Here is a 26,527-nt window from a genome sequence, read left to right as displayed (position 1 = left end):
AAGCGAAGTACTCCTCTTGGTTGGCTCAGACGCGGGAAGGGGCCGGGCGCACGGAGGCGCCCAGCTTGGGGGCGAGGTCCACGTGGACGCGCAGCGACGCATTGGGATTGCGCTGCGCCTCGTCGCGGGCCAGGTGGTTGACGAAGTCCTGCTGCCAGTCCGCCGCGGGCGCCGGCGGCAGCGCCAGCGCGTCGACGCTGGTGGACCAGGCGATGGCCGGCGCGTCGGCGGGCGGCACGGGCGACCACGGCTCGGGCAGCGGGAAGCCCTGCAGGCCGTCTGCCGCGCCGGTGCGCGTGCCGGTGGCGAGGGTCTCGGCCATCACGCCGGACTCGGTGTGGTCCAGGCCCGCCGCGTGCCCGAGCTCGTGCTCCAGCACGCTCAGCAGGTCCATGCGGCCGGCGGCAGGCGCGCGGTCCGCCACCAGCAGCACGCCGTCGTCGGTGAACTCGCGGTCGTCGCCCGGGCTGCGGTCGATGAACCAGCCATGGCCGGCGGCATCGAAGTCCACCAGGATGTGCCCGTCGGCGTAGCGCGCGAGTTCCAGGCCCGGCAGGTCGGTGATGCTGACGTCCACGCCGCGCATGGCGTCCACCAGGTCGGCGCCCTGCGACGCGGCCCAGCGGCGCAGGGCTTCCTGCACCATGGCGTCCAGCGTGCCGGCCTGCAGCGCCTCGCCGCCGACCGGCGCGGCCGCCGCTTCCGCGGCCAGGAGCGTCGCGGGCGCCGCCGCCACCGCGGAGTCGTTGGTCTTGAGCGTGACCTGGTCGAAGCTGGCCGCCCCGCCGCGCGCGGCCAGGCCGAAGTGCCCGTCCACGACGACCGCGTTGTAGACGAAGCCCACGGCCGCCTGGCCGTTCAGGCTGACGCTGACGGTGGAGCCCTTGAGGCTCACGCCCAGCGTGAAGTCCACGCCGGCCTCGATGCTGCGCGCCACCGAGGCGTCCACGACGATGCCGCGCGCCGTCCGGTGGCCGATCAGCACCTGGTCCGCCGCCGCATCGGCCAGCACGAACTTGTACTCCGTGTCCGAGTAGCGGTCGAACACGAAGCCGGCCTGCGCCGAGGTGTTCAGCGTCGCGTTCAGCTCCAGCAGCGCCAGCGCCTGGATCGCGTCGACGCCCAGCGTGAGGCCCTGCACCGCGGTCTCCGTGCCGCTCGGCGTGCCCACGATCCGGCCGCTTCCGGCCGTCCAGGTGCCGGTGGCCGGCTGGCCCGCGAAGATCGCGCCGGGACCCGTGGTGAGCTCGTCGGTCCGGATGGTCGTGGCCTGCGGCTGCAGCACCTTCACGGCGACGTTGTCGTAGCTGCCGCGCGACATGTTGGAGCCGACGCCCACCAGGCCCCAGTTGAGGCCGTAGGACCAGCCGTCCACCACGCGCGGCACGAAGGTGCGCGAGAGGCTCGCCTTGTTGTCCACGATGATCGTCGCCGTCAGGCCGTTGACCGACAGCAGCAGGTTGTAGGCCGTGCCGGCCTTCGCCTGCATCGGGGTCTGCACGTCGACCCACCAGCCGCTCGCGTCGCGGTGGCCGATCACCAGCTTGTTGATCGAGACGTCGATGCCGGCGAACTTGAAGTCGTCGCGCGAGACGTAGTCGAACACCAGGTAGGCGTTGGCCTTCCAGCCGGAGGTCGGCTTCTCCGCCGTCACGCTGGCCTGCACCTCGTAGTAGCCGGGCAGCGCGTCGCCGATCTGCATGACGCTGACCGCGTCGCCCAGAGGCGAATCCGCGGACACCTGCAGCACGCCGGCCTGCGCCGTCCACTTGCCGCTGTCGGCCGCGAAGCCGCTCAGCGGCACGGCCGGATCGTCGAACGAGGCGGAGCGCAGCACGTCGCGCGGGCCGCCCGGCAGGTTGCCGGCCTGCGGATCGCGCGGGCCGCCGGTCTGGTCCTGCCAGGCCGCGTCCTGCTGCCGCACCACGCCCAGTTCGCCCATCGGCTCGCCGTTGCGCACGGCGGAGGCACCGGTATCCGCGGCGCGCGTCATGTCCACGCCGTCCGAGGCGGACAGCGCGTACAGGAACTCCGCCATCTGCGGCTGCAGCGTGCGCGACACGGTACCCAGGCCGAAGGGCGCGAAGGGCACGATGAAGCTGTTGAACTCGCCCACCCAGTCGATCAGGCGGTCGCCGCCGGTGTTGCCGATCAGCACGTCGCGGCCGGAACCGCCGTAGGCGCGGTCCTCGTAGCTCGGGTGCGTGTCCGGCGCGTCGTTGGTGCCGCCCGTGGTCTCGAGGTTGTCGTCGGCGTTGAGGAGGTCGTTGCCCCAGCCGCCGTACAGGTTGTCGCGGCCCGTGCCGCCGACCAGCCAGTCGTTGCCGTTGTCGCCGAAGATCTTGTCGTCGCCGTCCGACTGCACGGTGCCCCAGGTGGCGCTGGTGACCGCGACGCCCTCGGTGGCGCTGAAGTTCAGCAGGAAGCCGGCGATCTTCGTGCGCGGCGCGTACTCGTCGTACAGCGCGAACTCGGTCGAGACGGGGTCGTAGGCCAGCACGTCGCCCGGATTCACCGGCTTCGCGTAGAACGCCCACTGCGCCTCGGCGCCGGAGATCGCGTCATCGCCGCTCGCCCCGTGCAGCCAGTCGCTGCCCAAGCCGCCGTAGATGATGTCGTCCGAGCGGTGCGTCGAGGTGCCGCCGAAGTCGTCGGCATCGCCGATGAAGCCGGCGTCGGTGCTGAAGGGGGTGATATCCACGCCCTTCTTCAGCTGGCCGGTGACGTCGGTGTCGGCCTGCTGCACGTTGCCGGGCGTCGTGATGAAGCCCTGCACGCTGGCGGCGTGCACGCCGTTCAGGTGTTCCACCGTGCCGTTGCGGCTGGTGAAGATGCGGCCGTCGTCGCCGAGCACGCCGTCCTGGCCGGTGCCGCCGGAGATCCAGTCGTTGCCGTAGCCGCCAACGATGTCGTCGTCCTGGCCCTCGCCGAACAGCACGTCGCTGCCCAGCTGGCCGTAGATGAAGTCGTCGCCGGATTCGCCGTGGATCTCGTCGTTGCCGCCGATGTCGTTGGCGGCCGACGCGCTGACATCGAGGCCTCCGGGCGTGTAGTCCAGCAGCTCGGCGCCGCGCACGACGATGCGGACGTCGCCGCGATCCTCGAACGGCGAGCTCTGGTCGTAGTTGAAGGCGAGCAGGCCGCCGCCCGTTCCGACGAGGCGGAAGATGTTGCCGTTGTCGCCCAGCAGCATGTCGGCATCGTTGGCATGGCCGCTCGCGGCCGTGTCGCCCGCGTCCAGCCGGCCGGCGTCGGTGAGCGCCACGTCGGTGCCCGCGCCGCCGAACAGCAGGTCGCGCCCGCTCGCGTCGGTGCGGCGGTCGGGCGTGTCGAGGCTGAACAGGCTGGAGCTGCCGCCGATGATGTCGTCCTGGCCGAGGTTGCCGAAGATCACGTCGTTGCCGCCGTTGCCTTCGATGTAGTCGTCGCCGTCGGTGGCGAGGTTCTCCTGCGACGCCTGCACGGACAGCGTGCCGTCGGCGAGCCGGTGCGCGCCCACGGTGAGCGTGATGGAGCCGTCGCCCTGGATGACGTCGTCGCCCAGCTGGCCGAAGATCTGGTCGTCGTCCGCGCCGCCGGCCATGGTGTCGTTGCCGAAGACGCTGGTGCCCGCGGCTTCGGTGGCGCCGTCGTGGTCGCGCAGCCGGATGTCGAAGTCCTCCCAGACTGGCGCGCCGCCGGGAATCGCCTGCGAGGCGCCGGTCACCAGCACCTTGCCGGCCGTGCCGGGCGCGGTGCCGTAGATCTGGCCGCCCTGCTCGCCCGTCAGCACGCGGTAGCGCGCGTTCAGGAAGCCGTCGCCGCTGCGGCGATCCAGTTCGACGTTGTCGCCGAACAGGAGGTCGCGGCCGCTGCCGCCGTCGATGGCGTCGCCGTAGGCGCCGCCGACCAGCACGTCCTCGCCGGCGTTGCCGCGCAGCGTGTCGGCGCCGCCCAGCGCGTCCTGCTCGCTCGCGACGCGCACGATGGCCCCGCCCGCGTACGTGACGCGGCCATGGTCGCCCAGCACGATGTCGTTGCCGGTGTTGCCGGACAGGTCGTCGCCCGCCGCGCCGCCGAGCACGAGGTCGTCGCCGGCATCGCCGCTCACGACGTCCGCACCGCCGCCGTCGTCCGGGCTGTTGGTGAAGACGAGATCGGGCGTGGCCAGGTTGCCGTCGAGGGCCACGTAGTCGATGACGCCGTGGTCGCCGAGAATGATGTCGGCCTCGGTGCCGCCGGAGATCGTGTCGCCGCCGTTGCCCCCCAGGATACGGTCGACGCCCTGGTTGCCGGCGATCGTGTCGGACACGCCGTTGCCGGGCTCCACCGTCGCGATGCGCGTGACCTGGCCCGTGGTCAGGATGCGCAGCGTGCCCTCGGCCTGGTCGATGCGGCCGTGGTCGCCGAACAGGATGTCGTCGCCGGCGTCGCCCGTGAGCGTGTCATGGCCGGCCGCGAGGCCGTCGTGGTCGGGCTGCGTGCTCGCGTTGGCCGTGACCACCGTGATCACGCGCGTGTTCACGTCCACGTTGATGCCGGAGTCGCCGTAGATGTGGTCGACGCCCGCTTCGCCATGGATGGTGTCGTCGCCCGAGCCGCCGAACAGGTGGTCGCCGGCCTGGCTGCCGCGGATCGTGTCGTTGCCGGCGCCGCCATAGACGGTCACGCTCGCGCCGGAGGCCGACGCGTCGATCGTGTCGCTGCCCGCATGGTCGAAGCGGATCGCCTCGGTCGAGGGCGCGCCCGACTCGCCGCTGTAGCGCACGCCGTCCTGTGCCGTGTCGCCGTAGAGGACCAGCGGCGAGCGGCTGTTCGTGACCGTGATCGTGTCTCCGGCGGCCTCGGAGGTGTTGCCGCCGCCGTGCACCAGGGTGATGCCGCCGTGGTCGGCCGTCGTCACCAGCGTGTCGGTGATCGTGAAGTGGTCGTCGCCCTGCCCCAGCAGGACCTCCGCCACCTCCACGTTGCGGAACGTGATCCCGCCGGAGAAGGTCTTCCCGCCCTCGGGGAAGAACTCGGTGCCGAAGCTCACGTCGCCGCCGATGCCGAGGCCCGAGACGTTCGTGCTGTTCGCCGCGTCGCCGTCGAACCAGAGTCCGCGGCCCATGGTGCCTGTGTCGTTCGAGACGCTGGAGTCGTTGCGGATGTTCAGCGTGTCGATCATCGCGTCTTCGTCGGTCGGCACGACGATGTCCGGCAGCTCCGCGTCGGTCTCGTCCGGCAGCAGGATGGCCGTCCGGATCGAGCGGTCGGCCGCGGCGTCGACGTAGCCCTCGATGAACAGGGGGCCCGCGATGCTGGAAGCCACGTGCGGCTGGATCGGGAAGGTCTTCAGCGGCTGCTCCGGCGCCGGCGGCTGCGGCTCGGCGGCGTGCACCGTCACCGTCTGCGCCACGTACCAGTTGCCGGTCGTGAAGGTCAGCGTCGTCGGCGAGGTCGTCGTCAGGTCGTCCGGCAGGATCGTGACCGTCACGTCGGCCGTCGGGGCCTTCGTCAGGCGCACCGTGTAGCTGTCCGGGGCCGCTTCGTCGGCCGCCGTGGACGGGTCGTCCGCCACCACCAGCGTGCTGCCGTCGCTCTGCTCGATGAGCAACCCGGCGCTGTCGTTGTCCACCACCTGCAGGTCGAAGCGGGCGGACGCGTAGCCGCCGGTCGCCGTGTGCTGGATGGACGCGACCATCGCGTTCTCGACCGCGGTGTCGTCCACCGCCGTCACCGTCATCTCGACGGCGTCGTTCCAGTTGCTGGCGTCGAACGTGATCGTGTGGGTGGCGGCGTCGTAGCGGCTGTCGCTGCTGGAGACCGAGACCTGCGCGTCCGGCGCGAGCGTGACCACCACGGTCCCGGACGCCACGGGCTTGCCGAGGCGCACGGTGTAGGTGTCGGTGATGCCGGTCGTGGCGTCGCCTTCCAGCACCTGGTCCTGCGCGCCGCTGCCGGTGACGATCACCTCGGGCCGGTCGTTGTCCTGCACCGTGACGCGCACGTTCTTCACCGCGACGTGGTCGAAGGCGGCGTCCTCGCTCTGCGTGCTGTGGCTGATGGCGTAGACGCGCTCGCCTTCGGACAGGCCGTCGTCGACCGCCTTCACCCAGATCGTCTTCGCGGACGTGTCGGTGACCGTCAGCACCAGGTAGCGGCTGAAGTGCACACCGTCGGTGGACACCAGCACGGAGTCGCCGCCGGCGTCTTCTTCCTCCTGCGTCGTGCGCGCCGCCGAGACGTTGATGTAGACCGGCTTGCCGGCTTCCGGGGCCGTCGCCAGGCGGATGGTGTACTGGTCGGTCGTGGTGCCGTCCTCGTCCACGCGGGTGTCGCCGTCGCCCTGTTCGACGATGACCTGGCCGCCCGCCGGGCTGGCCACGTTCACGCCGACGCCGGAGGCGAGCATGCCGTCGTAGTCGGCATCGTCCGAGCTCACGGCGTGCTCGATCGCGCCGCTGCGGCCTTCCAGGTCTAGGCTGACGATGTCCTCGGTGACATCGCCCGCCACGTCGAAGGTGTCGTTGCCCTTGCCGCCGATGATGGTCGTGATGACGCCCGCGCGGGTGCTCTGGACGAAGAAGTGGTCGTCGCCTTCCAGGCCGTCGACGTCCAGCGCCTCCATGTTGTCGTAGCGCACGTTCAGGCCGGCGCCGTACACGCCTTGGTCGGTGATGACGAAGTCGTCGCCGAACTCGGTGCCGATCACGACCACCTTGTCGAAGCCGGCGCCGCCGTCCAGGTCGACCGGCGCGTTGATGTTGTACATCACCGTGTCCGTGCCCTCGCCGCCGATGGCCTGCGTCGTGCCCTCGGTGGACAGGCCGGGCTGGTCGACCAGCGCGAAGGCGCGCACCACGAAGACGTCGTTGCCGTCGTTGCCTTCCAGGCGCAGTTCGGCCTTGTTGCTGTAGACGGTGAACTCGTCGTTGCCCGTGCCGCCGTACGCGGTGAGCGCGAAGGTGGCGCCGCGGCTCAGGAAGCCGGCGGTCGTCGCTATCGTCGAGAAGGCGTCGCCCGCCGCCACCGTGCCGCCCGGGGCGGGCAGCGAGACGCGCGGCGAGCCGTACATCTGGCCGACCTGCACCTCGTCGTCGCCGGCGCCGGCATCCAGCGTCGTGAGCGTCGCGTTGTCGTCGACGGCGAAGAAGTCGTCGCCGCCGAAGCTGCGCACGATCAGCCGCGAGTTGATGTTCTCGTCGTAGTTGATGCGCTCCACGTCGCCGTGCGCCTGGTTGCGCACGTCGGACACGGTGCCATGCAGCAGGGCCACGAAGGCCGGCGTGTTGGCCGCCACCGGCGCCGACATGCCCTCGGTGAGCGCCTCGACCCGGCGCAGCAGGAAGACGTCGGCCTGCCCGCTGCCCTCGATGGTCAGCGTGTCCAGCCCGTCGGCCTTGCCGCCGCTGTCGAGCGCGTTGACGATGTAGTCGTGCGTGCCGCCGGCCAGGCTGCCGTGCGTGCGGACGATGTAGGTGTCGGTGCCGCCGCGGCCGTCCATGTCGACCGTGTCGCGGACCAGCGCGTTCGTCGCGTCGTCCAGGCGGTCGCGCACGCTGGTGAGCGTGGTCATGTGGTCCACGATCAGCGTGTCGTCGCCTTCCAGGAACCCGTCGGTGTCGCCCAGCATGCGGACATGCCCGCTCACCGCGGTGGGCCGCAGCGTCAGCACGTCGTCCTGGCGCTCGCCGGCCAGCTCGATCTCGTTGGCCGCCAAACTGCCTTCCACGGTCAGCGTGGTTCCGGTGGCGTCGTTGTTGCCGTCGTCGCCTTGGCCGGTGTGCACGGTCAGGTGCCTGCCGGCGGAGGCGCTGGTGCCGGCGTGGAGATACGCGTCGTCGCCGGCCTGCACGAGCATGTCGCCCGACGCGGAAATCGACGCGCCCGCCTCCATCACGAAGTCGTCCGCGGTCCCGGGGTTGTCGCGCACGGACAGGATGCCGTCGCCGGCCTGCGCCGTGACCGTGCCGATGTACAGCGTGCCGGCGGTCTCGGTGACGTTCAGGCTGAAGGAGGCCTCGGCGTCCAGCCGGCCCTTGGACGGGTTGGACGAATCGATCTCCAGCGCGTCGCCCGGGGTGCCGATGCTGCCGCCGTTCGCGTCCAGCGTGATGTTGCGGCCGGTGACGTTGTTGCCCAGGTCGGCGTTGGCGTCGAGCAGCGAGCCCGCCGAGGTGACCAGCGACACGTCGTCCGTCTTGCTGCGCACCTTGTCGATGCGCATCGCGCCCGCGGTCTCGATCATGTAGACCGTGGACAGCGCCAGCGCGTTGACGGTGCCGGCCACGCCGCCGAAGGAGGTGTCGATGTCGAGCGGGTTCAGCGCGTTGCCGATCTCGCCCGCCTTCGCCTCCAGCACGAGGCTGATGGCCTCGATGTCGGCGCCCGCGTCGGCGTAGCGGTCGGAGATGCTGTCGTCGGCCAGGATGTCCACCGTGCCCTCGCGCGCGGAGAGCAGGCCGATGTTCACGTCGCCCTGCACCGTCAGCGTGACGTCGCCGTGGGTGGAGCTGAAGGTGGTGATGTCCAGCGTCGCCGGGCTGTTGAGGAAGACGTCGCCGCCCGCCAGCCCGGAGAGGTCGCCGCCGACCTGCACGTCGAAGAAGTTGCCCGCCGTGCCGATGGCGCCGCCCGCGCCCAGGTAGAGGTCGCCGGTCTCCACGTTGACGATGGGCCCGGCCACGTCGTCGAAGGCATCCCGGATGTTGCCCTGGGCGACGAGCCGGCCGCCCAGCGTGGCGTCCACGCGCTCGACCGTCATGTTGCCCGAGGTGACCTCGATCTCGGCGTGCGCCTGGGTCGTGACCCGCGCCACGTAGAGGCTGCCGATCGCCTGCGGCGTGCTGTCGATGGTCAGGGTGCCGTTCGCCTGCTGCAGCAGGATGTCGCCCGTCGCGTCGGCGTACAGCTTGCCGTTGCCGCCGACCGCGATGCGCATGGCCTCGCCGGGGCTGTCGCCGCGGATCACGCCGTTGCTGGCGAGCGTCAGGTCGCCGAAGGTGCCGATGGCGGCGAAGCCGTCCACCCCGGCGTCGATGATGTCGCCGGCGGACTTGATCTGCACGTCGCCCTTGCCGCGCACGCTGGCGATCGCGAGGTCGTCGTCGCTCTCGAGCGAGACGCTGCCGTCGGCCAGGGCCGTGAGCACGCCGTCCACGTGCACGTCGACGTCGTCCTGCAGCCGCAGCGCGACGCGTTCCAGGTTGGTCTTGTCCAGCACCAGCTGGCCGTTCTGCAGCGCGTCCGTGCCCGTGTCGTCGTTCGAGCGGTCGGCCGTGACCAGCGTCCAGCGCGCCTCGTTGGCGAACACCTCGTTGCCCAGGTCCAGGTTGCCCGACGTCCCGAGGTACTGGTACAGGCCGTAGCTGTGGCTGTCGAATTCGACCAGCACGTAGCCGTCGTGGGCCACGAAGACGGAGGACGGCGCGTCCGACCGGCTGGTGCCGGTGAACACGTAGGTGATGTGCTGCCAGCGGCTCGCATCGCCGAAGTCGGCGTTCCGCAGGTGGCTGCCGTCGGCGCCGCTCGCGCCGATGTAGCGGTAGGTCGCGTACTGGCGCCCGTAGACGTCGCTGGCCGTCGCCGTCGCGAGCAGTTCCTTCTCGGCGCTGCTCAGGCCGGAGAAGCCGCCGGTGAGCGACAGCACCGTGGCCGGGTTGCTGCGGCCGATGCTGCCGCTGCCGTCCACGGCGATCAGCGTCACGTTGGCGCCGACGACGTTGAGCGACTCCGGCGCGGCCTGCACCGGGTCCTGGCCCTTGAACTCGGCCAGCGGGTACAGGTAGCTGTAGAGGCCCGGCGACACGGGGAAGTTGAACGCTTCCGGATCGATGTCGTTGGTCGGGTCGGTGTCGAAGTACACCGTCTCCTGCCTGGCCACCAGCCGGTGGCCGATGCCGGTGACGCCGTCGCCGCCGTCCACCAGGTCCACCGAGAGCGCGATGGCCTCGCCCGCCGCGGCGTCCTCGGCGGTGAGCGCGAGCGAGAAGGTGCCGTCCGGCCGCGCGATCAGGAAGTAGCTGTGGCCTTCCTCCAGGCCGCCCAGCGCCTTGCCCGTGGCGCCGTCGTGGACGTACGTGACCTCCTGCAGGTCCGCCAGCGTGTTGTCGTCGCCCAGGTCCAGCACCAGCTCGCCGGCCACCGTGACCGGCGCCGCCGCGGATTCGGCCCGGAAGCGGATCGCCTCGACGCCGTTCAGCTGGTCGATCATCTTCTGCTGCTGCGGCGTGAGCGGGTCGCTGTTCGCCAGCTGCGGCAGTTCGAGGTTGTAGTCGAGGATGGAGCCGCTGCTGGTGCGCAGCGTGACGTCGCCGCCCGCCTCCACCGAGGCCGTGCCGCTGAACTGCGTGGGCAGCACCAGCCGCAGGTCGCCCGCGGTTTCGTGGATGTTGATGTCGTCGCCCGCGCGCGCCGCGAAGTACGTCGAGTCGACGTTCAGCGCGTTGGCGCCGCCGATGTCGGCCGTCGCGCCCGTGGCCGCCAGTTCGACGCGGATGCCCTTCACCAGGGTGTCCGCCGGGTTGCCGGCGGTGAGGATGCCGTCGGTGGCGATGATGGTCGTGTTCCCGCCCGTGCTGACCACCTCGCCCAGGCGCAGCGCGCTGGTGTTGGCCGTCTGCCCCGGGGCGAGCTCGGACGTGCCGAGGTCGGCCACGCCCGTGATGTGGATGTCGCGGCCGGCGTGCACTTCCAGCTGGCCGACGCCGCCCTCGACCACCAGCCGGACGTCCTGTCCCGCGGTGACGGTGGGCGCGTCGTTGAAGATCGCCGTGGTGTCGGTGCCCGTCACCGAGCCTTCGGCGGAGCCGAGCGTGATCGAGCCGCCGTTGGCGACCGTCACGTTGCCCTCGATCTGCAGGCCCGTGCGGCTGCTGACCTCGATGGTGGATCCGGTGTTGCCCCGGAAGCCGATGTCGATGTCGTAGTCGGCCTTCAGCGCGTGGGTGTAGTAGTCCTTCTTGCCCTCGACGACCGTCACCTCGGTGTGCTGCGTCTTGGTGCGCAGCCAGCCGCCGCCGGTCTCCCACTGCTTCGCGGTGAGGGTGTAGTTCAGGAAGTCGCTGCTGAAGTCGGCGCTGCCTTCCGAGCCGGCGCCCTGGTCGATCCAGCGGTCGGTGTCGCCGTAGTTCTCCTCGGGCAGCACCGCCTCGCCGGTGAAGTTGGCGAGGTAGATGTGGCCCACCGTGCCGCCGGTGCCACCCGCCGTGCCGACCCGGTAGACGCGCGTCGCGCCGGCCGTGACGTCGACGTCGCTGTCGGCGATGCGCGAATAGGTGATGGCGTAGGCCTTGTCCACGGCCACCGTGGGCGTGTCCGCGTCGGTGCTGCCGTTGCCCGTGAGGGCCTCGGATTCCAGCAGCGGGGCGGCGTCCTTGAATTCGATCGTCCGCCACTTGTAGGAGTTGTCGCCCGACAGCCAGTCTTCCAGGTCGGTGTCGCCGCCGAACAGGTTGAAGCTGTTGCGCTCGTACTTGGTGACGGTGGTCTGCGTGAACTCCTGGCCTTCGGTCCACACGTAGTGCAGGCCCGGGCGGGTCTCGTACTTGTCCACGGCGCCCACCGGCCCCGCCTGCGGGGTGTAGGTGATGTAGCCGATCGTGTCGCCGTCCTGCACGGTCGTGCCCAGCGTCGCGTCGAACACCTCCTTGGTGACGCTGCCCGCCGTGAACGTGTACTCGGTCTTGGCGCTGTCGGTCGCGGAGCCGTTGTCGATCCGCGCCGTGTCGATGATGGTGATCTTGCCGACGCGGTTCTTCGTCGTGTCGATCCGGTTGACGACCAGCTTGTACTTGCTGTCGTTGCTGATGTCGACGTTCGCGTAGCCGTACGCGGCCACGATCTTGCCGCCGCCGGTGCTGAGGATCTGGCCGGCGAGGATCACGCGGCCGCCCTCGGGCACGATGTCGTCCACCACGATGGCCTGCTGCGCCGCGTCGAAGTGCGCGCGCACCGGGATGGCCTCGTCGCCGAAGTCGACGCCGGTGAGCGGGTCGCCGTGCGCGTCCACCAGTTCGTCCGTCGCGCCCGGCACGAAGTCGGCGCCGATGTGCAGTTCGACGTCCTGGGCGCCGCTCTGGATCAGGCCGTTGATGTCGAGGAAGCGGGCGGTGATGGCGATGGTGCCCTGGGCCAGGATGCGGGCGCCCTGGGCGGCGATGGCGCTGTCCAGGTTCATGTCGGTGTCGAGCACCGGCGAGCCGAACAGCGGGGGCGGGCTCGCGCCCATCACGTCCGCGGCGTTGTTGAACGAGAGCGAGTCCGGGCTGCCGTCGTTGTTGTACACCGCGCGGCGGAGATAGTCGAAGTCGATCAGCTGCCGCGGGTCCTTGCCCGTGTGGAACCAGTCGTCCGAATTGAGCGTGAAGTCCTTGAACGCGGTGATGGTCACCGGGTTGCCGCGGATCTCGCCCGAGACGGTGATGCTGCCCTCCATGTTGTTGATGGTGACGGCGCCCGTCTCGTTGATCACGTCGCCGACGATGTACAGGTCCTGGTCGAGCGTCGGCTCCGGCAGGCCGCCCAGGTCGAAGGCGCCCTGCTGGTTCTGGACGATGGAGATCGTCTTGTCGCCGCTGCCGGAGGCTCCCGTCAGGGCCACGTTGTTGAAGTACACGTTGCCGGGCGCCAGCACGGTGTAGGCGCCGTTGATGGAGGTGACCACGCGGCTGTCGTTGATCACCGCGTCGTGCACGGTCATCGTGAACGGCGAGTTGTTCAGGATGTCGATCCTGGCGCCGGCATGGGCCGTGATGTCGCCCGCGGTCACGCGGTTCTGCACCGCCGCCAGGGAGGCGGCGTCGGCCTCGACGAACACCGAACCCGGCGAGGCGTAGACGTCCGGCAGGTCGACGAACAGGATGTCCAGTTCGCGCCGCACGGACGGCTGGATGCCGGGCGTGTCCGGGTCGCCGTCCACCAGCAGACCCAGTTCCTCCAGGGCCTCGTTGATCAGGTCCAGCTGGACCTGGTACCGCGCGATCGCCTCGGCGTTGCTGGCGTGGCTGGTCATCCAGGCCACCACCTTGTCGCGCTGCTCCAGCAGCACGTTGCCCAGGTTCTTGTAGACCAGCGTCGGCGCGTCCATCTCCACCGGCTTGATCACGAAGAACTTGCCGGTGAGCGCGTTGCGGATCGTCGCCGTCGCGTTGCTCTCGTACACCGTCACGGTGTCCGGGTTCATCAGCGTGCCGTCGTTCGCCCGGGCGTCCGCCAGCGAGCTCATGTGGCGCCAGCGCGCGGTGTTCGTGAAGTCCTCGTTCTCCAGGATGATCTCGGTGGAGAGGTCGGACACCGGCACCCACTGGTAGTAGTCGCCCGCGATCCCGGCGCCGAAGGAGCCGGCCACCAGGTGCACGACGGTGCCGGTGTTGATGTTGAACGGGATCGTCGCCAGGTCCAGCGCCGCGTATTCGTAGGCGATGTCGGAGTCGATGCCGAGGGCGGCCTTCTGCGTCGCGTTCAGCTGCTGTCCCAGCGTGACGCCGGCCGGCAGCGCCGAGATCGGCTTGATGTGCAGCAGGGACTGGTTGTTGACGCCGGCCTCGACCGAGGCCGTGCTGGCGATCGTGACGACGTTGCTGCTGCTGGTGTCCGGGTTGTCGTCCACGGAGACGCCGTAGGGCACGAGCGACAGCGACAGCACGTCGCCGCTCTCGTGGCCGCGCGCGTTCCCGCCGATGCCCTCGATCGAGCGCAGGTAGACGTTCTGCAGGCCCTGCACCTTGGTGTTGCCCTGCACCGAGATGTTGTTGTGCTCGTGCAGCGTGACGTCCGCGATGGGCACCCCGATCGCCGGCAGCAGCGAGTAGGCCTGCACGTTGGCGTTGGCGTAGCCGTCGCTGATGTTCACCTGGCCGCTGGAGTCGCGGCCGGCGAACAGCTTGACGTCCTTGCCCTTCACCGTGGCGTTGTTCAGCAGGATGTCATTGCGCGTGTCGAGGTTGGTGAGGGCGACGGAGCCGCCGGCGCCGGTGATCGCCACCGCGATCGTGGTGTCCACGTCCGTGCGCGCGTAGGCGTTGGAGCGGGTCGTGATCTCCACGTCGCCGGCGATGCTGCGCACCGTGGCGCCGTTGAGGTTGACGACCGAGCGCGTGTCCGCGGAGATGTCGGACTTGCCGAGCGAGATGCCCAGGGCGCCGTACGCCTCGGTCTCGACCTGGTCGAGCGCCTCGATGTCGGTGAAGCTTTCCAGCCGCAGCACGCCGGGGCTGGCGTTGCTGCCGTCGGACAGGAGCACCGCGCCGCCGGCCACGTCGATGCGGGCCTCGAACGCGTCGAGGTTCGTGCCGACGTCGGTGGAACTGAGCAGGGCCGTGACGCCGCCGAGGGACACGGAGGCCGAGGCCAGGTTGGTCTCGCCCAGGTTCTGGTAGTGCGTCTTGTCGAAGGCGTTCTTCGCGCTGACCACGATGTTGGTGGCCGTGACCTGCGCGTTGCTGCCGATGCTCACCAGGGCGTCGCCGGTCGCCGTGACATCGGCCTGGGCGCCGCCGCCCGTGGCCAGGCCGAACTGGAGCGCCTCGGACTTGATGTCGAGGTTTTCCTCGTTGATCGAGCGCAGGTTCACCGACTCCGAGCTGATGGTGGCGTTCGCGCCGATCCGCACCAGCGTTCCCTGGTCGCTGTCCACCTCGGCCACCGCGCCCGTGACGGCGATGGCGCCGCCGCCGGCGGCCTGCCCGAAGGCGAGGCCGGTGTCTTCGCTGTGCGCCTCGAAGGTGACGTACCGGGCGTCGCCGATGCTCGCGCCGTTCTCCATCACCGCCTGCACCTCGGAGGTGCTGTCGCCGGCGCCGATGTCCACGGTCGTGACCATGCCACCCACGGCGATGCCGCCGACGGTGACGCCGTGGCCCGTGGCGTGGCCCACGTTGGTCATCGTGGCCTGCACCAGCACGTCGTCGTCCGTCGCGGTGGTCGACGTCGCGCCCAGCGTGGCCGTGGCCGTGCCGTCCAGGTTGGCGTCGGCGTAGTTGACGCCAACGGCGATGAGGCCGCCCGCCAGCGCGAAGGTCTCGGCGTCCGCCGTGTTGTCGGCGTCGGCCGTGAGCGTCAGGGACTGCGCCGTGACGCTGGCGTCGGACCGCACGGTGACGCTGCCGCCGGCGTGCGCGTCGGTGATGCTCAGGCCCACGCCCACGGTTCCCAGGCCCACGCCCGCGGCGGTGGATTCGCTGGTGTTCACCGCGTTGCCGATGACGCTCACGCCGCCGCCGGCCTGGATCGTCCCTTCGATCGCCGCCGTGACGGTGGCGACCGCGTCCGAGTAGGCGACAGCGCCCGAGGCGCCGATCAGCGCCCCGCCCGAGCCGGCCAGCGCCGTGGCGACGGCGCCGTCGCCGCTGCCCACGTTGTGCCGCGCGCGGAAGCGCACCTGGCCGCTGCCCGACGTGGTCGTCACCGTGCTGCCGCTGCCCAGCGTGGCCGTGACGGCCGGGGCCAGGTTGGCGAAGACGAAGGAGCCGGCCAGCGCGCCGACGCCGCCGGAGAAGCCTTCGACCTGGCCCTTGGCGTCCATGTGCGTGTCGGCGTCCACGGTCACGCTGCCGCTGGTGCGGATGTCCGCGCCCGAGCGGACTTCCGCCACGACTTCCGGCGTGACGTCGACGAAGGCGAAGTTGATGCTGCCCGCCACGGCGCCGACGCTCAGCCCGAAGGCCGTGACCTCCGTGGTGACCGTGGACGCCGCGTTGGCGGCCAGGCTGCCCACCGTGTCCGCGCCCTGCCCGATCTGCACGTCGCAGCCGACGTAGGCCAGGGTCTCGGCCACGCCCTCCGCCGTGTTGTCGACCTCCAGCTTGGCGAACGAGGCGCCGACCGCGGCCGCGCCCGCCGTCAGGGCGGGCGTGAGCACGTGGAAGTCCTGGTCGGTGATCGCGTCGATGTCGATCGCGCCGGCCTTGCTGACCGTGGCGCCGTTGGAGATGCCCGCGCTGCTGGTGCTGGCGTCCGTGACCACGGCCACCGCCGCGCCCAGGCCGACGAAGCCCGCGCCGCCGGCGAGCGACAGGACGTTCACGTCCTCGTCGAGGTCGCTCAGGATGCGAAGCGTGCCGCCCGCGCTCAGCGAGCCGCCCGCCGCGGCGGTCACGTTGGAAGCGAGCGTGACCACGGTGACGCCGGCGCCGCCGCCGACGACACCCGCGGCGACACCGCCCGTGACGAGGTCGATCTCCACGTCCTCGACCGCCCGCACACGGATCGCGCCCGTGTCGGACGCGACCTGCGCGTTGCTGGCGATCAGCGCGGACGTGCCGTGGATCTCCGCCGGCCCGGCACCGAGCGCCGCGGCCACGTCGGCGGCCGACAGGCGCGAGCTGCTCATCGAACCGGCACCGCTGTTGACGATGCCGGCCAGGCGGCCGTCGCTCGTCTTCTCCGCGTCGGGATCGTCGGACGGCGTGTCGCCGAAGGCCCCGTCGAGCTGTCCGCTGACGGTGCTGGAGGCGTTCTGCCCCTGTTGCGCCGCGTCCTCGTCGGCCGACGGGCCGCTGTCGTCCTCGCTGAGCACCAGCGCGTTGTCGTGCTGGCCCTCGTTGCCGTCCTCGTCGTTGTCCGAATAGTTCTGCGACAGCGCGGAACCGATCGACCAGACCGAGACGGAGGCCGCGACGCCGACGACGCCGCCGGCACCCGAAAGCACGAAGCCGTCCAGGTCCTTGATCGCCAGCGCGTTGACCTCGATGTCATGCACCGCCCGCACCTGCGCGTCGCCGAGCACCTGCGCCGTGGTGTCGTTGTTCACGACGCCGACGGTGACGGCCGCGCCGACGCCCACGAAGCCGCCGGCGAGCGCCCCGGCGAAGGTCGTCATGCGCGCCGCGTTGGCCGCGCCGACGTACACGCCCTGGTCGGGGTCGGCCGTGCTGTTGTCGCCCTGGTTCACCTCGGCGTTGCCGATGAAGGCCCGGGTGTCGGAATCGAGCACCGTGACGGTCACGGCGCCGGACACGCCGACGAAGCCGCCGGCCGCCGCCACGCCGATGTGCAGCAGGTCCTCGCTGCTGGCCGCCTGCACGACCAGGCCGTGCCGCGTCCCGCGGCTGAAGTCGTCGGCCGCGTCGCCGCCCTGCAGCGTGCCGGTGAAGACGCCGCTCGTTCCGGTGCCGGCGCCCAGCGCCTGCACTTCGGCGCCGTTGGCGACCGAGGCTTCCGTGTCCTTGTTGATCACGGTCACGCCCACCGAGGCGCCCACGCCCACGAAGCCGGCGCCCAGCGCGCCGGCGATGAGGGTGTGCTTCGTGTCGTCGGTCGCCAGCACCACGGCATCGCCGCCGGCGGACACCGTGCCGGCCAGCGTGGCCGTGGTGGTGTTGTCGATCGACAGCACGCTGACGCCGCCGCCCACGCCCACCGTGCCGGCCGCCAGGCCCATGCCGATCATCAGCAGGTCTTCCGAGGCGTGCGCCTGCACGCGCACGTCGTCCACCGCCTTCACGTCCGCCGAGGCGTCGATGCTCGCTTCCGTGTCCATGGACAGCACGGTCACGTCCACGCCCGGGGCGACGCCCGCGCCGCCGCCGAAGCCGGCACCCGCGGCCAGCGCGACGTGGTGGAAGTCGCTGCCGGCGCTCACCGCGACGGTCTGCAGGCTGTCCGCGCCGGTCGGGTCGCTGTTCACCTGCGCGCCCGTGCCGATGTAGGCACGGGTGTCGGTGTCCACCACGTTGACGGCCGCGGCCACCGCCACGCCCGCCGCACCGCCGGCCGCCAGCGCGGCCGAGTAGGTCTCGATGTCGTCGCGGTTGGTGGCCGAAACGGCCACGCCCCGCACCATGGTCGTCGTCGGCGTCAGGTTGCGCTGGCCGGGGAGGGCCTGCGTGCCGCCCTCCTCGTCGCCGTTGGTGTCGACCTCGCCCACGTCCGGCGTGCCGACTTCGCCGCCGCTCTTGAGCGAATCGACGTCCTGCGACGGCACGTCCTGGGCTTCCAGGATGGCGATCTTCTGGATGGCGTGGTCGGTGCCGACGCCGCCGGCCGTGAGGTTGACGCGGTTCGTGCCGGCCACGGCGTCCTCGCGGCTTTCGTAGAAGCTCGCCTTGTTGCCGTTCATGCGCACGAAGTAGCGGCCGCCCTCTTCCAGGCCGCCGACCGACACGTTGTCCTTGCCGCGGCCATGGTGGTAGGTGACGGCGTCGCCCGTCGCGAAATCGTTCGCGCCGAGGTCGATCTCGTCGGTGCCGGTGTTCACGGCGCCCACGCCGAAGGTCGCGCTGATCGCCGGCGCGTCGGCCACGAAGCTCTCGCCGAACGCGCCCGTGTTGGCCGCGAGGCCCGTCGCGCCCAGGCCGGTGACGGCGGCGCCGTCGCCGATGAAGGCTTCGGTGGTCTTGGTGATGACGCTCACCGTGGCGGCCGCGCCGACGCCGGCCGTGCCGCTGACGGCGATGGTCGCCACGACCTTGTCCATCTCCGTCCGGTCGTCGGCGGCGATGCGCACGGTGCCCTGGGCGACCACGTCGCCGGCACCGGCCGACGCCGTGCCGTCGGCCGGGTCGTCGCCGATGAAGGCGCGCGTGGTGATGTCCAGCACGTGCACGCTCGCGTTGACGCCGATGCCGCCGGTGCCGCCCAGCGCCAGGCCGGCGGCGACCGAGGTGACGTCCTCCGACGAGGCCGCGTTCACGTCGATGTTGCCGTCCACGTGCGAAGTCACGCCCGAGCCCATCGAGGCGGTCGTGTCCTTCACCAGCGACAGCGCGTCCGCGCCGACGGCGATGCCGGCGGTGCCGCCCACGCCGACCGAGCCGGCGACCGAGACGATGGTCGTGGCGTCGCTCGCGCGCACGGCCAGGCCCGGCCTGCCGGCGGCGACGCCGTTCCCGGCATTCACCTCCGCGCCGTCGCCGATGGTCGCGCGCGTCGTTTCCTCCAGGATGTTGATGGTCGGCGCGACGCCGAGGCCCACCGAGCTGGCGGCCGCGCCGGCGGCCGTGACGGCGATCAGTTCCTCGGTGGAGGTCGCCTGCACCGTGATGCCGGTCGTGCCGGCGGCCTCGGCATGGTTGTCGCTGCCGATGCGGGCCTCGACGGTGTCGAGGTGCACCATCGTCGTGTTGGCGACGCCGACGCCGGCGCTGCTGCCGACGCCGATGGCCCCGCCGATCATCAGGGAGTCGAAGTCGCCCTGGGCGCTCACCTCGATGTCGCCGCCGGCCGTGAGCGTCGTGCCCGCGCCGTCCTCGACGTAGGCCTGGGTCTCGGTCGTGAGCACCTGCACGGCGATGGAGGCCGCGACGCCGGCGCTGCTGGTGCTCAGGCCGAAGGTGGCGGCGATGGAGGTGATGTCCTCGGCGGACGAGGCCTGCACCTTGATGTCGCCGGCCGTCGCTTCCAGGTCGGCGTCGTTGCCCACCCAGGCCGTCGTGTGGCGGACGATCACGCCGACGTCGAGCCCGATGCCCACGCCCGCATTGCCCGTGGAGCCCGCGAGGCCGCCGGCGGCGCTGAACAGGGTGATCTCGTCGCTGGCCGAGACGGTGATGTCGCCGGTGTCGGCCGTGACCTGGGCGCCGTCATCGATCTTCGCGTGGGTCTCCACGAGGTAGACGTTGACGCTGGAGGAGCCGCCGACGGCCGTGCCGCCGCCGGAGGCGGCCACGCCGGCCGCGAAGCTGCTGACCCCGACGGTGCCGATCACCGGCAGTTCCTCGCTCTTGGGCGCGAGCGAGGCGTCCGCCTCGACGCTCACGGAGCCGCTGGCCTGCACGGTGGCGTCCTCGCCGACGCTCGCGCGGGTGTCCATGCGGTCGACGATGTTCAGCGCCACGGCGATGCCGACGCCGGCGCCGCCGCTGCTGGTGCTGAGCGCGGCGCCGCCCGCGATGTTCTGGATCTCGTTGTGGCTGGTGGCGGTGGCGGTGACGTCGCCGCCGGTGGCGTCCAGCGTCGCCCGGTCACCGATCGTGGCCGCGGTCTCCACGTCCACGATGTTGATCGACACCGAGCCGCCGATCGCGTTCTGCTTGGCGGCCGCGCCCGCGAGCGCGCGGGTCTGGAAGGTGTTGGTGCCGTCGCCGGCCATCCCGGCTTCGACCGTGATGCTGGCGGCGCTGAGTTCGGCGTCCTCGCCGACCTCCGCCGTGTTCGACAGGAGCGCGATGTTGAGGCTGACGCCGCCGGCCACGCCGGTGGATGCCTTGGCGTTCGCCGCCGTGGAGAGACCCTGGGCCACGGTGTCGGCCACCGCGCTGGAGCCCACGGTCAGGTCGCCGCTGGCGCTGATCGTCACGTCGTGGGCGATGCTCGCGTGCGTGTCGGCGTCGAGGTAGTTCACGCCGATGGACGCCGCGACGGCGGGTCCCTGGCTCGCCTGCTGGCCGGACTGGCTGCCGGAGTTCTGGTTGGCGCGGTCGCTGCCGCTGCTCTGCGCATCGGACGCCGGGCGCGCCGTCGTGCCGGCGCGGTTGGTCGCGTAGCCGGACTGCGCGTTCGTCTCCTGCTCCGAGTCGCGCGAATCGTTGTTCTCCTCGTCCTTGCTCGATGCGCCCGAGGCGCTGGCGCGGCCCAGGGCCTGCACATCGGCCTGCGAGGCGGCGGTCACGTCCACCTGGGCCGCGCCGCTGAAGCTGCGCTCCAGTTCCGCCTCGGTGTCGTTGACGACGATGTTCAGCGCCACCGCCACGCCGACGGCGGCGTTCTTGCCGGCGGCGGTGCCGCTGCCGGTGGTCAGCACCGTGCTGTCCAGGCTGGCGGTCGCCGCCAGGTCGCCGGAGAGCGTGATGGTGTCGGGCGTCCCGGCATCGCTGCCCACGTGGGCGCGGGTGGTGTTCTCCACCACCGCGATCGCGACCGAGGCGCCGACGCTGGTGCCGCCGCCGCTGGCGCCGTTCTCGGCCGTCGTCAGCGCGGCGCTGTCCGCATCCGCCGTCACCACGAAGTGGCCCGTGCTGCCGGACACCTGCTCGCCGTCCTCGACCTCCGCAATCGTGTCGGCCAGCAGGATGTTCAGCGCGAAGGAGGCGCCGACGCCGACGCTGCTGCCTCCGGCGCCGCCGGTCACGCCGGAGGGCTTCGCCGTGACGAAGCCTTCCGCCGCGCTGGCGGCGTGGATGTCGACGTTGCCGCCGGTGAGCGTCACCGTCGCGGCGTCGGGCGTCGGCGCGTTCGCCGCGTCCTCGTCGTAGCCGACGACCGCCAGCGAGTCGACGTTCGCCACGCTGATCGCCACGGAGCCGGCCACGCCGATCTTGCCGCCGCTCGCGCCCGACTGCGCCTCGGCGCGCATCGAGCTGGCCGCGTCGACCAGCTTCTGCGACGCGCCGCCGGCGGACGTCAGCTTGATGGCCTTGCCGGCGAGCGCGTCCTCGCGGCTGGCCGCGAGCTCGGCGCGGTCGCCGTCGAGGATGATCACGTAGTAGGTCTGGCCGTTCGCCAGGCCGCCGGCGGTCGCGCCGCCGCCGTTGTCGTAGCGCACGGCGTCGCCGGTGCGCAGCTGGTGGCCCTCGTCGAGGTCGATGACCCGGCGCTGCGCGGAGTCGAAGCTGGCCTCTTCCTGCTCGAAGCCGAGCAGGCCGCCGTACTCCAGCTTGTGCCCGGTGCCCGTGCCCTGGCTGGTGAGGTCCACGCGGCCCTCGCTGCCGCCGTCCTTGGCGCGCGACTCGCCTTCCTCGTCGCTGCTGCCCTCGTACAGGACGACCTTGCCGCCGTCCTCGACCCGCGCGTAGTAGTCGTGGCCGTCGGTGAGGCCGCCGATCGCCGTCCCGCTGCCGTTGTGATAGGTGACCTTGTCGCCCGTCTTGATCGTGTGGCCGAGGCCGATGAAGAGCGTGTCGGCCGAGGTGTCGACCAGGTTCACCTGGGTCGGCGTGAAGTCCACCTCCCGGTCGGCCATCGTCGCTTCGACGGTGAGGCCGTCGGCGGTGATCGTCGAGCCGGCGCCGATCGTCGCCACGTTGTGCACCGTGCCGACGTTCACCGCGACGCCGACGCCCACGCCGGTGCCGCCGCTGCTGGTGACGGCGCTGCCGTCGGCCGTGGCCACCGCGTCGGTGAGGTTGGACGCCTGCAGCACCACGGCGCCCGTGCCGCCATTGCCGGCGGTGACCTGGCTGAATTCGGGCAGCGACGCGCGCGAGGTGGACGTCGCCACCGTCACGGCGACCGCACCCGCGACGCTCACTGACCCGCCCGAGGTGTCGGACGAGGCCGCGTCGGTCTGGTTGGCGCTGCCGTTGCCGCCCCCGTTGGCGCTCGAGCGGCTCTGGGCGAAGTCTTCCTGGTTGCCGACCTGCTCGTCGGTCTCCTCGGAGCTCTCGTCCTCGCCTTCGCCGCCGGCCACGCTGGCGTGCGCGTCCGCGCGGTTGATGGAGACGGTGCGTGCGAGGAACTGCACGGCGCCCGCCGCCGTGATGTCGCGCGCGGTGGTCGCCACGGCGGAATCGTTGGCGATGGTGAGCGCCAGCGAGATGCCGACGCCGGTGTCGCCGGATTCGGTGTCGCCCTGGGCGTCGGTGAGCGTCTCGCCCTCGTGGCTGGCGCTGGCCGTGAGCGTGCCGCCGAGGGCCAGCACGGGATCGTCCGACGCCGCGTCGAGGAGTTCGGCGCGCGTGTCGTTGTCGGAATAGGAAATCGCGATGACGGGCGTGACCGCCGTCTTGCCGGCGGCGCCGCCTTCGGCGGCCGTCTCCATGGCATTCGCGGAGTCGGCCGAGAGGCCCAGGTCGTGGCCGCTCGCGAGCACCACGCCATCGCCCAGCAGGGCGTCGGTGTCCGTCTCGCCGATGTTGAGCGCCACCGAGGCGCCCACGCCGATGCTGCCGCCGCCCTCCTGCTTGCCGGTGGCCTTGGCCGTGTTCGAGACCTTGTTGCTCGCCTCCAGGCTGGCGTCGCCCGCCGCGCCCAGCGTGAGCGTGGCGCCGTCCGCCACCTTCGCGCTGGTGCGGCTGATGCCGATGTTGATCGCGAGCGCGCCGGCCACGCCGGTGTCGGCGCCGCTGGAACCGGAGGTGGCGGAGGCCTCGAAGGCCTGGACCTGGTTGCCGCCGGCCTCCGGCACGATGGCCCGGACCACCAGGCCGTCGGCCGTCACGGTGCTGTCGCCCAGCAGCGCCTCGTTGGTGACCGTGGCGACGTTGACCGCCACGGCGACCCCGATGCCGGTGCCCGTCGGGCCGCCGCCCGTCTCGAAGCCATGCCCGGTGCCCGTCGCCGGGTCCGTGCCCAGGTCCACGCGGCCGTCGGTGCCGCTGCCGTTCGCGTGTTCCTCGGTGTCGAACAGCTGCACGTCGTTGCCGTCCACGCGCAGGTAGTAGGCGTGCCCGTCCTCCAGGCCGTCCACCGCGGTGCCGCCCGGATCCTTCCGGTAGATCACCTTGTCGCCGGTTTCGAAGCCATGCCCCGCGCCCAGCGTGATCGTCTCGTTCGACGCATTCACGGCGCCGGCGGCGGTGGGATCGAACTCCACCGTGTGCGCCATGACGGTGCTGGCGTCGGCGATCGCCTTCGCGTCGGCCTGGTTCTCCGACTGGATCGTCAGCACGCCGTCGGTCCCGGCCGTGCCGGTGGTGAGGGTGAGGCCCGCGGCGACATTCGCGCGCGCGGTCGCGGACTCGATGCCCACCGCGACGGCGCCGGCGACCTGCACCTTGCCGCTCGAGGTCTCGGCCGAGGCGCCCTCGGTGCCGGGGGTCTCGGAATCGGAGCCGGCATCTTCCGCGCGGCCGGCGGCGAGGTCGCGGTTGGCCGCGACCTGCTGGTTCACCCCGCCCTCGTCCGCGGCGTCGCTGCCTTCGGGCGGCGCGTCGTCCTCGCCGCCCGCGACGCTCGCCTTGCCCTTGACGGAGTTGCTGGAGACGTTGCGGGCCGTGAGCGTGGCGAGGCCGCCGGCGCTCAGGTCGCGCGACAGGCCGACCATGGCGAGGTCGGTGCCGATGCCCAGCGCCAGCGAGATGCCCACGCCGGTGTCGCCCGATTCGGTGTCGCCTTCCGCGACCGTCTCCACCGAGCCCTTGTGTTCGGCCGTGGCGAGGAGGTCGTCGCCCAGCGTCAGGGTGGCGGGCAGGCTCTCCTGCTGCAGCAGGGCCCGCGTGTCGTTGTCGGAGACGCTGATGGCGACCACCGGGGTCACGGCCGTGCCGCCGGCCGCGCCGCCCTTCGCCTCGGTCACCATCGCGTTGCCGGACTTCGCGTCCAGCGTCAGGTCGGCCGCGCCGAGCACGTTGGCGTCGGTGCCGAGGATGGCGTCCGTGTCGGTCTCGCCGATGTTCAGCGCGAAGCTGCCGCCCACGCCGACGTCGCCGCCGCCCTCCTGGCTGCCGCTCGCCCGGACGGTGCTGGAGATCGCGTTCTCGGCGCGGATGACGAGGTTGCCGCCGGTGACCTGCACCACCGTGCCGTCCTCGACCCGCGCGCTGGCATCGCTGATGACGGTGCCGATGGCGAGCGCGCCGGCCACGCCGACGTCGCCGCTGCTGGCGCCCGCGATCGCCACGACGGCGAAGCGGTGCAGCTTGTCGACCGTGACCAGGCTGTGGCCCGTCGCGCCCGCGGTGCCGGTCGCGAGGTCGACCCGCCCGTCCGCGCCGCCGGCCGTCGCATGTTCCTTGCTGTCGTACAGCTTGAGCGTGCCGTCGGACTGCACGGCGACGAAGTAGTGGGCGTCGTCGTCCAGGCCGCCGATCTCCTGCGCGGCCGCGCCTTCGTGCTGGTACACCACCTCGTCGCCGGTCTGCAGGCCGTGGCCGCCGTCCGCGAGGGACAGCTGGTCGGATCCGTCGTCGACGTCGCCCGAGCCGAAGGCGAGGCTGCGCGTGCCCGTGAGCGCCTGCACGTTCGCGCTGCCGGCCGAGATGCCGCTGCCGCCCAGCCAGGCCTGGTTGTGCAGCACGTCGACGCCGACCGCCACCGCGACGCCGACGCCGGTCGCGCCTCCCCCGGTGCTGCTGCCGTCGGCCGTGGTGCGCGCGCTGTTGGCGCTGGTCGCCTGGACGTCGAGCAGGCCGGTGGAGACCACGCTGCCGCCGGTGTCCACCGACGCCTGCGTGGTGGACGTGAGCGTGCCCACCGCGACCGCGCCGGCGAGGGACACGCTGCCTTCCGACGTGGAGGCGTCGTTGTCCGCGAGGGCATCCTGCGACGCCGTCGCATCGCCGCCGTCGGTGTCGGTCGCGCCGCCCTGGGTCGACTTCGCCAGCGAGGTGACGGTGTTCTGCGAAGTGGCCCGCACGGACACGGAGGCGGCCTGCACGGCCGCCGTCCCGCCGATCGCGGCCGTGGTGCCGGTGTCGACGACGGCGACGCCGAGCGTGGCGCCCGCGCCCGCGGCGGAGCCGTCGGCGAGCGCGGAAGCGAGGACCACGTTGTCGGACGCCAGGCCGAAGGCGCCGGTCACGTCGAGGTCGGACGAGCCGTCCACGCGCGCGTTCGCGTCGCTGATCAGGACCAGCACCGCGATGGCGGCGTCGGCGTTGCCGTCGGTCTGCGTCGCCAGCGCCGAGAGGGACGCGAGCGCCGAGACGTCGGAACGGGCGTTGACGGACAGCGCGCCGGTGGCGTGGATGTTGCCGTCGGTGATGTCGACGCTGGCGGCGGAGTTCGCGTAGATGAAGGCCAGCTGCAGGAGGCCGAGGCCCAGGCCCGTGTTGTCGATGGCGATGGTGGACGTGCTGCTCAGCGCGATGTCGTGCGCGTGCAGCGCCCCGTAGACGTCGAGGTCCGCGTCGCCGTCGGCCAGGAAGTCGAATTCATAGCCGAGGTCGCCGACGCCGGCGAAGAAGTCCTCCTGGGCGTCCGCCAGCAGGTCGTTGGCGAAGCCCGTGCTTTCCTGATCGACATGCAGCCCGAGGTCGTGCGTGCCGCTCAGGGTCAGCGAGGCGCCGGAAGCCACCTCGATGTCGGCGTTCGAGTGCACCGAGAAGTCGTAGTCGAGCGTGGCCGTGCCGGAGAGGACCAGCTTGTCCTTCAGGATGTCCTGCCCGCCGCCGTCGAAGTCGATGGTGAGCGCGCCGCTGCCCGGCGCCAGCAGCGCCAGGCTCGCCATGTCGATGGTGACCGTGTCGGCGAAGAGGCCTCCGGTGCCGCCGGCGCGGGCGATCGTGATCGAGTCCTTGTCGGCGTCGATGTCCGCGGAGAAGACGACGTTCGACGCGTTGCCGGTCTCCGTCATCCGGACCTTCAACCCGCCGTCATCGACGACGGCGAGCGTGAGGCCGGTGACCGCGGCGTCGACGGGGCTGGCCGGATACTCGACGTCGGCCGAGAGCAGCAGGCGCGGCTCCAGGGCCTCGAGCGCGAACTCGGGCCGGCGCCGCCCGCGCCGGCGCGTGGGCAGGTCGGGCTGGACGGATCCGAACGCGAGCCGGATGTGGCTTGCGATCCAGGAACGGGCAAACGCCTCGCGCAGCGAGCGAATCGGCAGCATGGCACCCCCTCGGGCCCGTCTCGGCGACCGGCCCAACGTTGTTCAGGAATCGAATCTCCCTCCGGCCATGGAGTTGTTGTGGGGTGCCGGACATTCGACTTACAGTCGACGCGACCATCGGGCCGACGCCTTTTTATAGGCGAACCGGTTGTGAATCTCTACGTGGATTTCAATTTCATACAAATGCAATTGAATTCGGGG

Annotated in this window: 1 protein-coding gene; it reads right to left on the bottom strand. The window is 71.5% G+C overall.

Going from position 1 to position 26,527, the window contains the following annotated elements; genetic code table 11:
- Window positions 1-25: 25 nt before the first annotated feature.
- Entirely contained in the window at window positions 26-26,326 is a 26,301-nt protein-coding gene (locus tag ACY0MJ_RS16360) for an LEPR-XLL domain-containing protein (RefSeq protein WP_462639576.1), read from the bottom strand.
- Window positions 26,327-26,527: the final 201 nt, after the last annotated feature.

It is taken from the genome of Ramlibacter sp. bp-362, from assembly GCF_054956735.1.
This window is presented reverse-complemented; position numbering and strand designations above follow the sequence as displayed.